The organism is Cohnella mopanensis (assembly GCF_022352055.1).
Classification (GTDB): domain Bacteria; phylum Bacillota; class Bacilli; order Paenibacillales; family Paenibacillaceae; genus Cohnella; species Cohnella mopanensis.
Genome location: NZ_JAKRWM010000010.1, coordinates 180,091 through 195,569 on the forward strand (window position 1 = coordinate 180,091; position 15,479 = coordinate 195,569).

At 50.4% G+C, this 15,479-nt stretch carries 10 protein-coding genes and 1 other annotated feature; of the genes, 2 read left to right on the forward strand and 8 right to left on the reverse strand.

Translation table 11 applies throughout. The features are described from left to right. Positions 1–29: 29 nt before the first annotated feature. From L3D05_RS16770 to L3D05_RS16785, 4 genes are all read right to left on the reverse strand, one after another. On the reverse strand, positions 30–2,645 hold the full coding sequence (locus L3D05_RS16770) for a ComEC/Rec2 family competence protein (protein WP_239617454.1): 2,616 nt from the start codon (positions 2,643–2,645) through the stop codon (positions 30–32). Between the two features lie 108 nt (positions 2,646–2,753). Beyond that, positions 2,754–3,272, reverse strand: coding sequence for a deoxycytidylate deaminase (locus L3D05_RS16775; protein WP_239617455.1), 519 nt, complete (start codon positions 3,270–3,272; stop codon positions 2,754–2,756). Positions 3,273–3,302: 30 nt separating this feature from the next. Beyond that, positions 3,303–4,595, reverse strand: coding sequence for a homocysteine synthase (locus L3D05_RS16780; RefSeq protein WP_239617456.1), 1,293 nt, complete (start codon positions 4,593–4,595; stop codon positions 3,303–3,305). A 90-nt stretch (positions 4,596–4,685) separates the two neighbouring features. Beyond that, a complete protein-coding gene (locus L3D05_RS16785; RefSeq protein ID WP_239617457.1) occupies positions 4,686–5,252 on the reverse strand; it encodes a ComEA family DNA-binding protein in 567 nt (188 codons plus the stop codon). Positions 5,253–5,360: 108 nt separating this feature from the next. Between L3D05_RS16785 and comER the strand changes: the two genes are divergently transcribed. Further along, positions 5,361–6,194, forward strand: coding sequence for a late competence protein ComER (gene comER, locus L3D05_RS16790; RefSeq protein ID WP_239617458.1), 834 nt, complete (start codon positions 5,361–5,363; stop codon positions 6,192–6,194). Positions 6,195–6,619: 425 nt separating this feature from the next. Here comER and L3D05_RS16795 read toward each other — a convergent pair whose 3' ends face one another. From L3D05_RS16795 to L3D05_RS16805, 3 genes are all read right to left on the reverse strand, one after another. Beyond that, a complete protein-coding gene (locus L3D05_RS16795; protein WP_239617459.1) occupies positions 6,620–7,267 on the reverse strand; it encodes a hypothetical protein in 648 nt (215 codons plus the stop codon). A 137-nt stretch (positions 7,268–7,404) separates the two neighbouring features. Then, positions 7,405–9,840 carry a leucine--tRNA ligase gene (leuS, locus tag L3D05_RS16800; protein ID WP_239617460.1) on the reverse strand — a complete coding sequence of 812 codons (2,436 nt, stop codon included), beginning with the start codon at positions 9,838–9,840 and terminating at the stop codon, positions 7,405–7,407. Positions 9,841–9,918: 78 nt separating this feature from the next. Next, positions 9,919–10,161 (reverse strand) — a binding site (T-box leader). A 47-nt stretch (positions 10,162–10,208) separates the two neighbouring features. Then, entirely contained in the window at positions 10,209–10,841 is a 633-nt protein-coding gene (locus L3D05_RS16805) for a TetR/AcrR family transcriptional regulator (RefSeq protein ID WP_239617461.1), read from the reverse strand. 143 nt (positions 10,842–10,984) lie between these two features. On the opposite strand from L3D05_RS16805, the gene L3D05_RS16810 reads away from it, so the two are divergent. Continuing rightward, positions 10,985–13,210, forward strand: a complete 2,226-nt coding sequence (locus L3D05_RS16810; protein ID WP_239617462.1) for an MMPL family transporter — start codon at positions 10,985–10,987, stop codon at positions 13,208–13,210. Between the two features lie 65 nt (positions 13,211–13,275). Here L3D05_RS16810 and L3D05_RS16815 read toward each other — a convergent pair whose 3' ends face one another. Then, on the reverse strand, positions 13,276–15,396 hold the full coding sequence (locus L3D05_RS16815; RefSeq protein WP_239617463.1) for a S41 family peptidase: 2,121 nt from the start codon (positions 15,394–15,396) through the stop codon (positions 13,276–13,278). Between the last annotated feature and the right edge of the window lie 83 nt (positions 15,397–15,479).

Consider the following 15,479-nt stretch of genomic DNA (forward strand, 5'->3'; position numbering starts at 1 on the left):
AGCTTGAGAGGCGATCTTGTTCTATTGTTCTATTGCCCTATATCGCCTATTTGTAACACTCTTCGTTCCATAGCTCCGCCTGGCTTGATCCGATATTGGATCTCTCCGTTCAGATCCGTTCTCCAGATTCGGCTGCCTGCTTCCGAGAGCCGTTCAATCACGCCGCTATTGGGATGACCGTAGAAGTTGTTACGACCTACCGAAATAACCGTCTCCCTGGATAACCAATAATTTACCCAAAGTGGAGTCGTTGAAGTTTTGCTCCCGTGATGTCCTGCTTTGAGCACATCGATCGGAGGAATCGCCTGAATTTCCTTGCTCATTCCACTTCTTATCCTTTCAACGATTTCCAGCTCTCCTCTCTCCTCTAGATCGCCTGGAAACAAGAAAGTTCGACCATATATCGTTACGAGTAACACTATGCTGCTATCATTCTGGTCATCCTCGATTGGAATGGCGTAATTTGAGCTTGTTGGCTGCGTCAATGGATAAACGACTTGGATTTTCGTTGACTCATCGATAGCCCATTCCATCGGAGCATGCACGGAGTACACCGGAATATTACTCGCCGTCGCCATTCGAAGTAAGCTCAGAACGCCGGGCGAATCTTTCACGGTCCCATTGATCAGCAAGGAACGAACGGGGACATTGCCGAGCACCGCTTGCGCGCCTCCGATATGGTCGGCATCGAAATGCGTCAGCACCAACGCATCGATTTGTCTAACCCCGCGCTTAAGGAGCAAAGGAACGATCAGCTTACGTCCGACTTCATAGGGATCTTGGCGGCTTCTCCACTGTTCATCCGATTTACGGAATTTAACCGTCCCTCCGGCATCTATCAGAATGTTCTTGCCGGCTCCCGTCCGAATCAAGATACTATCCCCTTGGCCAACATTCAGGAAGGAGACCGATGCACCGCGACCAAGCCATGCTGGCTGAAAGCCCCATAACAGCCAACCGACGGCGAGCACGCTTACGCTAACGCGAATCAACACTCTTATTCCATATTGCAACCGTGAGCCTGTATCCTCAACCGGATGAATGAGAGGCGCTGTCATCTGTTCCCCGCCGCCCGCCTCGATTGCCGTATCTTCTCGTTGTTTCCACCAGTTTCGTTCCGCCCGGTGCGCCAATCTTCTTTTCAAGCCGACAATTCCCACGCCCATGAGTACGTAAGCTGTTACAACCCACATCAAAGAAGGCTGCGGCCATACCGTTCTCATTCCGACAAAAGAATCAAGCCAATCGATTATACTAAACGTCCATTGATTGCCCAATGAAGCCATTCTAGCAGGAATGATCCCCAACGGCAGCCAGATGGCGCCCAATGCGATAGATGCCATCCCAAGCGGCATAACTATAAAACTAATAAACGGTACAAGCACGAAGTTAGCGGGCAACGACAGCAAATGCACGGCGTGAAAATAGTAAATCGTGACCGGAAACGAAACGATCTGCGCCGTTAACGTGACAGATACCGCCCCTCGAAGCCATGCCCAAGGAATAGGAAGCGACTCCGTAACCGTTGGAACGAACAGGATCAATCCCGCCGTGACAAGAAAGGAAAGCTGAAAGCTAACATCTTCGATAAGCAACGGGTTCCATAGGAGCATGAGCATTGCCGCCGCGAGTAAAAGGTGAAGACCGTCCTTTAAGGCGTGCCGGCGTGCTAGCCAAAGCGCAAGCATTGCCATCAAACAAGCGCGAACCGCCGATGGAGAGGCCCCCGTTATTAGCATATACATCGGCATCATCGCGATAGTCATGCTTAATGCTCGTTCTCTGGTCATTCTCGTCCATGCGCCGATTTGCAACAGCAAATAGACGATTACTCCGACATGCAAACCCGAGATCGCAAGCACGTGAGTTAAGCCAAGCCGAGCAAATTGGTCGAACTGCTCCGGATTCAGATCCGAACGGATTCCCACGACCAAGCCTTTCATATAACCCGAATCATCGGTGCTATACATTCGATCCATTAATTTTCCGATTCCTAGACGCAGATCGTCCAACACCGTTAGCCCTTTGTTCCAGAAAGGGCTTGGCTCACCCGTGAACGTAACGGAATTCGCGCCTTTGGCGGCAAGTTGCCAATAGATCCCTTGCTTCATTAAGTATTCACGATAATCGAACGCCCCGAAGTTACCTGATCCGCCAGGTAGCTCCCATACTCCCGCGATAAGGATGCGCTCGCCTCTACGCCAATCGGAAACGATCCGTTGCTCCTCTTGTTTGGTTAGCTTGATTCTGACAATCACCGTCTCATCGATGTCCCGATCCTGGGAGCCCCCGGTAAAATTTATCGCATTCGCTTGCAATCGGAACGTCGCCAGATCCCCATCTACCTCTACCGTCGATGTAATGTAACCATGCAGCACAACCTCAGACCCAACGATTGCAGCGGAAGCTTCAATATCCGATTCATTGCGATGCTCCACCCAATTGCGCTCTCCGAATGAAAACAACAAAGCTAGTCCGCAGATGAACGTCAATTTAATCGTTATTTTGCCATAGAAAGCTATACCGAGTAGGAGCATAAGTAAGCCGCTTAGCGTTAAGATAGCGTTATAACCTTGGAACAACGAGCCTATTGAAACGCCGACGATCCAGCAACAGGCCACTCCGACTAATGGTCTACTGTTCATCTTGCACCTCCGTTGCCGTATAGCAACAAAAAAACACCCCTCCGCCGAGAACTCTCGACGAAGAGGTGCTTCCTCTTCTACCTGTGTAAAATATACAGATTGTGGATACTAAGACCCATCCTGCACTTCGGTATCCGCTGGGGGGACGTAATTCGCGATTTGCCTGAACAGCACGCCTCTTTGCTCCATGAGAGCGGCGACTTTCCCGTGATCCTTCAAGTAAGGGCGGAAATAGACGATCTCTACGATCCCGCTATTCGCAAGCATGTTCGCGCAAGTCCAGCACGGCTGGTCCGTAACATACACGACCGATCCTTCGCGGTCGACTCGATCCGTGAACAGCAGAAGATTCTGCTCAGCATGTATCGTCCGGATGCAACGTTGCTTCTTGATCATCTCCGTCGACGAGGCTCCGGCAGGAGCGGCTTCGAATTCTTCGACGATCATGCAGCCCGCTTCCGAGCAATCCTGTACGCCCATCGGAGCACCGTTATATGCCGTTCCCAGCAGTTTTTTCCCTTGCACGAGCACGGTCCCGACATGTCGTCTAGGACAGCGCGAACGAGTCGATACCATGAAAGCAATATCCATAAAATACGTATCCCAGTCCTTACGAAGGGCTGTCATTCTGCATACCTCCACTTGCTGGCTCGCCGATTACCGCTGGCTTGCCGCCAATGCTTGTTCCAAATCTTGAATGATGTCTTTAATGCCTTCCGTACCGACCGAAAGACGAATCATACCCGGCTGAACGCCTGCAGCGAGTTGGCCTTCTTCGGATAACTGTTGGTGCGTCGTACTAGCAGGGTGGATAATAAGCGACTTAGAATCCCCGACGTTGGCTAGATGCGAGAACAGTTTGACTGCGTTAATGACTTTTTTGCCTGCTTCTACTCCGCCTTTAATGCCGAACGTCATAATCGCACCTTGTCCGTTAGGCAAATAGCGTTGAGCAAGCTCGTAAGACGGGTGGCTTTCCAAGCCGGCATAGTTGACCCATTCGACGGCAGGATGAGATTCCAGGAACTTGGCTACGGCAAGCGTATTGCTGCTATGGCGCTCCATGCGAAGATGGAGAGTTTCCAAGCCTTGAAGGAACATAAAGGAGTTAAAAGGAGCTAAAGCCGCACCCATGTCGCGAAGGAGTTGAACGCGCATTTTAATAATATACGCAACCGGTCCCACGGCATCTGCATAAACAACGCCATGATAGCTTGGATCCGGCTCGGTCAAGCCTTGGAATTTACCGCTCGCTTTCCAATCGAACTTACCGCCATCCACGACAATGCCGCCGATGGACGTTCCGTGTCCGCCGATAAATTTCGTAGCCGAGTGAAGCACGATATCCGCTCCATGCTCTAAAGGACGGCAAAGGAACGGCGTCGCGAAAGTGCTGTCGATAATCAATGGGATTCCGTTGGCATGAGCGATGTCAGCCACTGCGGAGATGTCCAGAATGTCCCCTCTAGGATTACCGATCGTCTCTGCGAAAATCGCTTTCGTCTTCGGCGTAATCGCCGCGCGGAAGTTCTCCGGATCAGACGGATCAACGAATTTCACCGTAATGCCCAGCTTAGGCAATGTTATAGCGAACAGATTGTAAGTACCACCGTACAGGCTTGCTGCGGAGACGATCTCGTCTCCCGCTCCCGCGATGTTCAAGATGGAGTATGTAATCGCCGCTTGGCCGGATCCAACCGCCAACGCTGCAGCGCCGCCTTCTAATGCAGCAACTCTCTGTTCGAAAACATCTGAAGTCGGATTCATGATACGAGTATAAATATTGCCGAATTCCTTCAAGGCAAATAGGTTAGCGGCATGGTCTGTATCACGAAAGCCATAGGAAGTCGTTTGGTAAATCGGTACTGCGCGGGACATCGTTGTCGGGTCGATCTGCTGCCCGCCGTGTACGGCAAGCGTTTCCAGGGAATACGATGATTCTTGACTCATTTAATAACCTCCTAAGATGGATAGAAATAAATTACTCTATCATTTTCTCATATTTACGCCAAATGATAAAGGAAAGCGCAGGATTTATTCCTATGGAGCAATTTGAACGAGCGCGGAAATTTTTCCGTACACCTTCGGTCCGATCCCTTTCACCTCCATTAACTGATCAACGCTTCGAAACCCGTTATGTTGATCTCGATAAGCGATAATCGCTTTTGCCTTGGACGGTCCGATTCCAGGCAACGATTCCAGTTGTTTTTGCGTTGCACGGTTAAGGTCTATGAGGTTGGAAGAAACAGCCGATGTGGAGGAGGTTGGTTTCGGGTTAGGGTTTGGCTGAGATTCCTCCGTCGCAGGGGCACTAGTGGAGAGTTGTGGCTCCGCTATATGTTCAGTCGTTGGCGATGGGCCAGAGGTTGCGGACGCTTCTGCTGCTGGTGAAGGACTAGTCGTTACCGACACTTCTGCTGTTGGCGCGGAAGGCTGAACAGACAAGGACTCCACAACGGCTTGCAAAGGCTCATTGACCGGAATCCAACCATCTATCGACGACGATTTGGCGTTTGAATAGAAAGCATAAGCGAGAATTGCAACACCCGTTAACGTCAAAATCAACGCGATTTTATTGTTCAAACCGATTGGTCTAGCTTTTCTCATAAATTTACCTCCGATCGTTTTGTTCATTCTATTGAAAAATAAATCATTTCGGCCAAGCGATGATTCATACAATGAAATGTAAATAGCTCGCCGCAGGAGGGACAAAGGATGAAGATCGGCTTCATCGGTGCAGGGAGTATGGGAAGCTTATTAGTAGGAGCGTTCGTACGCGCCGGCGCAATGCGGCCGGACGACATCGTAATCAGTTCCCGTACCTCTTCCAAACTATATAGTCTGGCAAATCAGTATCCTGGACTTCAAGTTGCAACTACAAATAAAGATGCGGCTGCAGATGCCGATTATTTGTTTTTGTGCGTAAAGCCTCTTGATTTCCGAAGCGTACTCGACGAAATTACTTCCGTGCTAACTCCGGATCAGATTGTGATCTCAATTACGAGCCCTGTCAGAATCTCGTCGCTGGAAGAGCTTATTCCTTGCAAAGTAGCCAAAATCATTCCGAGCGTCGTCAATGCCGTTGGCAGCGGAGCTTCGTTGGTCATGTGGGGCTCGCGCTTAACGGACGAGGATCGTTCCGCGCTATGGCATTTATTTGCCGCGATTAGCCAACCTATCTCCATTTCGGAGGAGGAGGTACGGGTCGCCTCGGATATTTCAAGCTGCGGTCCGGCTTTCCTGGCTTGTTTGCTGGAGCAGTTTATCGACGCGGCGGTCATCTCCGCGGGAATGCAACGGGAAACGGCGACGGAACTCGCAAGCGAAATGATGTTAGGAACCGCTCGGCTCATGCTAGAGCAATCCTGCTCGCCAAGCGAACTGCAAGCTAAGGTTTCCGTACCAGGAGGAATCACCGCCGCAGCGCTGGATGTCCTTCGCAAATCAACGCGCGGCGCTTTCCTTCAAGTCCTGTACACGACCCATGAGAAATTCGCCGAGGATTTGGATCGCGTTGATAGCTCCCTATTCCCCCGAGAGCGGACGTAAACCGATTGGGTTGGGTTTCCTCGGACTTAGCCATATGTGTATCCAAGGCGGCTTGCCCGCCTTTTTTCACATCCCCAAATCTCATCATTTCCCCTCCGTAGTCCGGTATTTCCTGACTCCACGCCTCAAAACTTACCATTCCCGCTCTGTAGTCCGGCATTTCCTGACTGCACGCCTCAAAACTCACCATTTCTCCTCTGTAGTCCGGTATTTCCTGACTCCACGTCTCAAAACTCACCATTTCCCCTCTGTAGTCCGGTATTTCCTGACTCCACGTCTCAAAACTCACCATTTCCTCTCTGTAGTCCGGCAAATCCTGACTCCACGCTCTCAAACACACGTTCCTCTCTGTAGTCCGGCAAATCCTGACTCCACGCTCTCAAACACACGTTCCTCTCTGTAGTCCGGCAAATCCTGACTCCACGCTATATTCTATTTCTCTGTACCAAATATTCTTTCGCCAATGGTAGAAGGATGTATTCGTGATATCGCTTTGAGCCTGTCCCTATTGGCTTCAATAGTCTCTTATTGATTAATTGATAGATGACTTTATGAGAAAGATCGTATTTGCATTGCAAAGTATAATTAACGTCGGATATTCGAAGCGGGCGCATGAGTTGCAGAGCATACCGGATAACTTCCCGCTCATAAACGGACAACTGTTCCATTGCCAAACTACCCGCCAGACTCGAGCGCTGGCCTATTAGCTCAAAGAAGCTTCGTCTGCAAGCGTCCGGCTGTTTATCTAACTGATCCTTACTATAGGGCTTGTAGGTTAATCCTATTAACGCCATCGTCCTTACTCGCGTTTTCTCGAAATCGAACCGATCACGTGTAATCTTCTCCGAGTGGGCGACAAACCCATCACACTCGAAAGCAACGTCAAGAGGAGCATAGTGAACATCGATATATGCCTTTACTCCAGTAGAACTGACCATTTCATATTCTAAAGTCACCCCCTCAAAGGATTTGAGCACTGCCCAAACTACGACCTCCAACAATTTTTTCGTTCCTGTCAAATCCCTGTTCAGCATCTCCAGCCTTTGGCCTGTAGCGGACTCGCGCTGTTGCATTAGAAATTTCTCGAACTCATCTTCAACATCTCGTTGCCTCCAAGCTTCGAATAAAACAAAACGCCGCCTGCTCCACGAAGGGAGACAAGCGGCGTGTGCTTCACGCAGCGATATGCTGTTGTTGATCTGCAAAGAAATTAGTTGGCTACAATGTTAACAAGCTTGCCTTTGACGGCGATGACTTTGCGAATCGTCTTGCCGGCGATAAGCTCTTTCACCTTCTCCGACTCGAGCGCCAGCGCCTGCATGCCCGCTTCGTCCAGATCTGCCGGGATGTTCAGGCGATCCGCGATTTTACCGCTCACTTGCACGACGATCTCGACTTCGGAATCCACCGTAAGCGAAACATCGTACTGCGGCCATGCGACGTAGGAGACCGAACCGGTATTTCCAAGTTTCTCCCACAGTTCTTCCGCGATATGCGGAGCGATCGGGGAAAGCATCTGAACGAAATGCTCCATCGCTTGCTTCGGCAACGTCTCCGTTTTGTAAGCTTCGTTGACGAAGATCATCATTTGGCTGATCGCGGTATTGAAGCGCAAAGCTTCGTAATCCTCGCCAACCTTCTTCAGGCTCTTATGCCAAGAGCGACGGAATGCGTCATCGCCTGCAACGTCCTGGATCTTGCCGTTCAAGTTGCCGTTGTCGTCTACGAACAACCTCCATACGCGGGCCAAGAAGCGATATACGCCTTCTACACCGTTCGTATTCCATGGCTTCGTCGCTTCAAGAGGCCCCATGAACATTTCATATACGCGAAGCGTATCCGCCCCGAACTCGCCTACGATATCATCCGGGTTGATGACGTTGCCGCGCGATTTGGACATCTTCTCGTTGTTCATTCCGAGGATCATACCTTGGTTAACGAGCTTATGGAACGGCTCCTTCGTATTCACGACTCCGATATCGTACAGCACCTTGTGCCAGAAACGCGCGTAGAGCAAGTGAAGAACCGCATGCTCCGCGCCGCCGATGTATAGATCAACGGGCAGCCATTCGCGCTGCTTCTCAGGGGAGCAAATTTCCTTCTCGTTCTTCGGATCGATGAACCGCAAGTAGTACCAGCAGCTTCCCGCCCATTGCGGCATCGTATTCGTCTCGCGGCGAGCTTTGCGGCCATTACGCGAATCGACCACGTTCACCCATTCCGTAACGTTAGCCAGCGGTGATTCGCCGGTGCCCGAAGGTTGAATCGCGTCCACATCCGGCAGCAGCAACGGAAGCTCTTCTTCCGGAATCGTATCCATCGTGCCATCCTCGTAGTGAAGAACGGGAATCGGTTCGCCCCAATAACGTTGACGGCTGAACAACCAGTCGCGCAGACGGTAAGTCACTTTGCCTTTCCCTTTGCCATCCTTCTCCAAGCGGGCGATCATTGCGGCAATCGCTTCCGCGGTGGACAGTCCGTTCAAGAAATCGGAGTTGACCAGCTTGCCGTCTCCCGTATAAGCCGCCGCGTCCACGTCTCCGCCCTCAACGACTTCCACGATCGGCAAACCGAATTTCTTCGCGAATTCCCAATCCCGTTCGTCATGTCCCGGAACGGCCATAATCGCGCCCGTACCGTATCCGCCAAGCACGTAATCCGCGATCCAGATCGGAACCTTGCCTCCGTTAACCGGATTGATCGCATAAGCGCCCGTGAATACTCCGCTCTTATCTTTGGCCAGATCCGTACGCTCAAGATCGCTTTTCCGAGCCGCTTGCTCGACATAAGCCTCGACCGCTGCTTTCTGATCAGCAGAAGCAATTACGCCGACAAGCTCATGCTCAGGCGCCAATACGCAATAAGTCGCGCCGAACAGCGTATCGGGACGTGTCGTGAATACCGTCAACTCGGCATCGTGGCCGTCGATGGCAAACTTAACTTCGGCTCCCGTCGATTTGCCGATCCAGTTGCGCTGCATATCCTTGATGCTCTCCGACCAATCCAGCTCTTCCAAATCTTCGAGCAATCTTTCCGCGTATTCGGTAATTTTAAGCATCCATTGACGCATCGGCTTACGAATGACCGGGTGTCCGCCGCGCTCGCTCAGTCCGTCAATAACTTCCTCGTTCGCAAGCACCGTGCCAAGAGCAGGGCACCAGTTCACCGGTACTTCCGCTACGTAAGCAAGGCCTTTTTTGTACAATTGGATAAAAATCCATTGCGTCCATTTATAATAGTCAGGGTCCGTCGTGCTGAATTCCCGCTCCCAATCGTACGAGAAACCTAGAGATTTAATCTGGCGACGGAAGTTGTCGATGTTCTCCACCGTAATCTCACGCGGATGGCGTCCCGTTTGCAAAGCGTACTGCTCCGCAGGCAAACCGAAAGCATCCCATCCCATCGGATGAAGAACGTTAAATCCTTTCATCCGTTTGAAACGGCTTACGATATCCGTTGCGGTATAACCTTCGGGATGGCCTACGTGCAATCCGGCTCCGGATGGGTATGGGAACATATCCAGCGCGTAGAATTTCGGTTTTCCGGCTTCTTCCGTCGTGCGGAACGTTTTGTTCTCGTCCCAATAGCGCTGCCATTTCGGTTCGATCTTCAGTGGTTGATAGCCTTGCCCTTGCTCGTGCGACATGTCCATTAACTCCCTTATGTTCTTTTCTAGGTATACAACATTGTTAGTAAACAAAAAGCTCCCGCCTCTAGCGTTATCGCTAGGGACGAGAGCATAAATTCCCGTGGTACCACCCTAGTTGACGGACATCCTGCTTGGATTGCCGCCCACTCGTGCCTCGTAACGAGAGGAAACGCCTAACTTGTCGAACAACGGCGATCCGCATGTTCGTTCAGCTCGGAGGCTCCAAGGCGAGTTCGTCGTTCGCGTTAACCGGCTTGCACCCTCCGCCGGCTCTCTGGGTAACGTCTAACGAGTACTGCTCCTTATCACAGCCAAAGTATGCCATGATTATAGCCAATTCACGCGATTGATGTCAAGTAAACCCGCTACTCTGCCGTATGCCGGGGAGAAATCCCCTTCCAGAACAATTCCACGATGGATGCCGATAATTCAGCCGGAGTATAGGCTTTGTCGCCGACCATCTCCCGGTTGCCGATCATTAACAGCGCGGAGAAAGCATGCGATAGCAGCATCGGGTTCCCTTGCGAGATATGCCCATCTTCCATCGCTTGACGGAAGGTATCCGCCAGTACCTCATGAATTTGATGCTCTGCTTTGCGGATATCATCCCGCTGTTCCTGCGTCAGGAAAGGCATCGCTTCCCTCATCAGGCTCTCGAATTCCACGTGAGATCTGGACATTTTGGTCAAGGCAATCTGTTGCAGCCTCGTTTGAATATCCGAATGGGCTTCAACAATCCGAAGCGTATAGGAGCAAATTCGCGTCATCATTTCCGTGACGGAAGTGGTGAAGAGATCGGCTTTATTCGTAAAATAGTAATAGACCGACGCCTTGGTCACTCCGGCTCGTTGCGCGATCATATTCAGCGATACAGGCTCATAACCTAGCTCCATAAATAGGATGGAAGCGGTACTTAGCACTTTGTCTCGCATTGAGGGTTGATCCACTACGTTCTTCGGTCTTCCCGGAGAGCGCTTGGTAGTACGGGGGGTCGTCATCGCATTCCCCTCCTTTGTTCAATAATTCGCCATTGCATAATTAACCTTCCGGTATATATAATTAATGTGTAAATCATAATTTGATTATATCCCAAATATCAGACGCTTTCATCGTCCAATTCGTGAAGGAGGATCAAGATAGCATGCACGAGAACCGAGGACTAGGAAAATGGGTTGCCGGTAAAAGAAGCAAGTGGATCACTCTGCTCGTCTGGATTGTGGCGGCGGGACTTCTCAGCGCTTTGCTCCCGTCGGTCAACAAGGAAGAAGTCAACAACGATCCTAACTTAAGCGCATCTAAGCCATCCGTGCAAGCGGACGCCGTTGCCGAGCGCGAATTTCCCAGCGGAGCCGACATTCCGGCCCTCATTGTCTGGCATAAAAAAAGCGGATTAACCGATACCGACTTGCAGAACGTCCAGAAGCTTGCCGAGAAGCTAACGGCCGAGCCGGTGCCTCACCAAACTTCGGTACCGCCCTTGCACCAGTTGCCGCTTCAAGCGCTAAAAGGGGAATTGTCCGAAGACGGCAGCACCTTCGTCGCGCCTGTCTTCTTCAGCAAAGAAGTCGGTGTAGACGAGCTAAAAGAAGGCGTGGAGAAGTTAAAGGAACATGCGACGAACCTTATTGGCGAGAACCCGTTCACCGTAGCCAAGGACTCCCCCGACCAACTGAGCGCCCGGGTAACCGGACCCGTCGGCATTCAAATCGACGCGACGGGGTTATTCAAGAACGCCGACGTTTCCTTGATGATCGGAACGGTCATGCTCGTGCTTGTCCTTCTCTTGCTCATCTATCGTTCGCCAATATTAGCATTCCTACCATTAGTAGCCGTAGGTTTCGCATACGGGGTCATCAGCCCGATCCTCGGTTGGATGGCGCACGAAGGATGGATCGTCGTCGATGGCCAGGCCATTTCCATCATGACCGTCCTCTTGTTCGGAGCCGGAACGGATTATTGCTTGTTCCTCATTTCCCGCTTCCGTCAATTGCTTAAATCGGAAAGGGATAAAGGCAAAGCGCTGCTCGGCGCGATTACCGGCTCCTCAGGGGCGATTGCGATGAGCGGTTTAACCGTCGTTCTGTCCCTGCTTGCTTTGCTAGTCGCCGAATACGGGGCTTACCACCGATTCGCGATCCCGTTCAGCATTGCCATCCTGATCATGGGAATCGCCAGCTTAACGCTTGTTCCTGCGATGCTCGCGATCATCGGCCGCGCTTCCTTCTTCCCTTTCGTGCCAAGAACGCCCGAAATGCAGCAAGAGCGCACCATTCGCAAAGGAAAAACCAAGCCCGTCATCGCACCCAAGCAACCGCGTAATTGGGTCGGCAAAACCGTAGTCAGCAAGCCTTGGTTGATCGTCGTCATCTGTATCGTCGTTCTCGGCGGGCTCGCCGCCGTCACGACGCAAATCAAGTACACGTACGACATCCTGTCGTCCTTCCCCAAGGATATGGAATCCCGGGAAGGCTTCGCGACGATCGGAGAACAGTTTTCTCCGGGAGAGCTCGCTCCGGCGAAAGTCATCATCGACACGCAAGGGAAGCCGGTCGCGCTGGACCAAACTCTCGGCGCCCTTCCTTTCCTAGATGAAGTCGCCAATCCGCAAACCGGCAAAGCCAATTCGCAAATCGTCGCCTACGACGTTCAATTTAACCTGAACCCTTACTCGATGGAAGCGATGGATCATATTCCGGATTTAAGAGCTGCGGCGGAGCACGCGTTGGCCCAAGCTGGAGTGTCAAATCCCGAAGATCACGTATGGATTAGCGGTCAGACGGCCGAGCAATACGATAACAAAGTGACCGGCGAGCGCGATACGATGTTGATTATCCCTATCGTAATCGGGCTGATCACGTTATTGCTGCTTGTGTATCTGCGCTCTATCGTCGCCACCGTCTATCTCGTATTGACGGTTATTCTCTCCTATTTCTCGGCATTAGGGCTCGGTTGGCTAATCGTTCACTACGTCATGGGAGCCGATGCCATCCAAGGATCGATTCCGCTCTATTCTTTCGTCTTCCTTGTCGCGTTGGGAGAAGATTACAACATCTTCATGATCTCGAGCATTTGGCAGAAGAGAAAACATATGCCGCTCAAACAAGCGATCAAAGAAGGCGTAGGCGAGACAGGCGCCGTCATTACGTCCGCAGGGCTTATCCTTGCCGGAACGTTCGCCGTGCTTGCTACGTTGCCGATTCAAGTGCTCGTCCAATTCGGTATGATCACCGCCATTGGCGTGCTGCTGGATACGTTCGTCGTCCGGCCGTTCCTCGTTCCCGCGATTACGCTGTTGCTTGGCCGCTGGTCTTTCTGGCCCAGCAAGTACGAGGCCGTGCAAGAACAATCGCCGTCGGCAAATCAATAATCTAAAATGAAAGGCTGCCCTGGAAGAAGTCAATCGACTTCGGGGCAGCCTTTCTTGATGTTCCTCTATTTAATGGACGCCTTAACGGGCTTCATGAAACTTTCTAAGGAATTGCCTTTAATGTAGATATCCGGCTTAATATGGCTATTCATGATATTGTTCTGCTTCACGTTCCAATAATGATTGACGACGAACACCATGATCTTGTTGCTCTTATCCTCGAACACCCGTTGGCCAACGCCTTTACCGAAGGTATTACGCCCTATGACCGTGACGTTCTTCAGGTAAGTTTTTAAACCTAAGGTTAATAGCTCCGCCGCGCTAGCCGTGTTCTCGTCGACCAAAATAAATATTTTTTTGAAATCGACATGCGAGGCATCCGAATAGTAACTATCGGTGTAGCCGTCCTTGTAGATGAGCGTGCTCGTCACGTAGTCGGGAAGAAGTACATCCAGCATATTGTTGGCGCTATCCGTCACCCCTCCCGTATTGCCGCGCAGATCAATGACCAATGTCTTCTTAGGAGTATCTGAAATGCCGTCGATCTTCTCGATAAAGGCATCGTCCGTATTCGCGTTAAAATCGACAATCCGAAAATAGGCGATATCGCCTTGGTCTTCGAACTTAATCTCGTTCCCGCTCCCCATCATTACTTGGTCATACACTTCGCCGTATAGGGTAAACGTAAACCGATCATCTCGTTTTTTCGCGCGATCGATGATTTCCGCGATCTGCTTCGTCGTAACGTTCGCATCATCCAGCTTGGACAAGATCTTATCCCGTTCCTCGTCTTTGCCGTCTCCATAGAGATATTGTTCCTCAAAAAACTTCTTGATCTGTTGCCCCAAAGGCCGGCTTCTTTCCCGTAAAGCGTCTTTAATATATTGCGCCAAGGAGTTATCTGAATACAGGCTCAAGCTTTTCGCGCTATACTTCTCGGCTTCGCCGTTATTCTCGAGCATCAACTGAGCGTAGGCTATGTTGGCATAAGCCTCATCGTCGTTCTCGTCCTTGTCGATGACGCTTTGAAAATTGCCGATCGCTTCCTCGTAATTCCCGAGCTCCATATTACATTTCCCCGTATACCAAGCAATATTGGAAGAATCCTTCTGGTATTTCATAGCTTTCGCGCCGAATGCCACGCATTGCAGGTTTCTTTTGCCGCTGTATAACGCCCTTAACTTGTTGATATTCGCTGTCTCGTCCCGCGGACTTATGTTAACAGCTTTATCGTAATAAGTTAAAGCTTCTACGTACATAGACTTGTTCATATAGACGCTACCCATCGCATTTTGGACTTCGATGTTGGATTTGTCTTTTTTAACCGCTCGCGCATAGCTAGACAAAGCTTCATCTTGTTTTCCGATCGCGCTATACGTATTGATCATTCGTACGTAGACGTCCATTCGATCAGGGAATTTTTTGCTCATGAATTCCAGTTGCTTCTTGATTTCCTCGAAATCTCCGGTCTCTTCCAACACGTCGGCCATCATTTCATAGGCTTCATATTGATCGGAATTTCGCCCGATGACATCATCGGCTACCGCCAGTGCCTCTTTAGTCTCGCCCAGCCGGATATGGGAGTAAATTTTCATTTCCAGCGCGTCCATATCGTTATCATCATAAGTTAAATAGGTATCGAATTGCTTGAGCGCGTCTTGATATTGCTGTCTATCGTAGAAGATCATGCCCTTCCCGTAATAGGCGCTCTTATCCGTCTTCTCCAAGGCGATTGCCCGATCGTAATTGATTAAAGCTTCATCATACCGATTCAATCCGTACAAAGCGTTTCCTTTGTTCACATACTCTACATCCGTGTTCGGGAGGATAAGCAGCGACTTCTCTATATTTTCCAAGCTTTTGTCGAATTCCCTCAACTCGTTATACGCCCAGCTCAAATTGTTGAATGGAGAATCCATCAGCTCGGACAGCTCGATTTCATGATCCAGATCAACGACGCCCGGTTCTAGCTTATATACATACTTGACGGCTTCATCGAGATAGGGGATCGCTTCCTCATACTTGCCGTTTTCTATTAAATCGTACCCTTTTTGATTATTTTCGGTTACTCTATTTTCCCATTCCGCTTGACTCCTGATTTCATTAAGGAAAGGGACGCAACCGTTTAATACACAAATACTAATCATTATAAGACTGAGTTGGAGTATTTTTTTCCTGATCTTCAACAGATTCCCTCGCTTTATGTATGCATTTTCCTATTCTATCACGGACGATGCTACGGAGGAATTGAAATTTAGTTAAATATTGG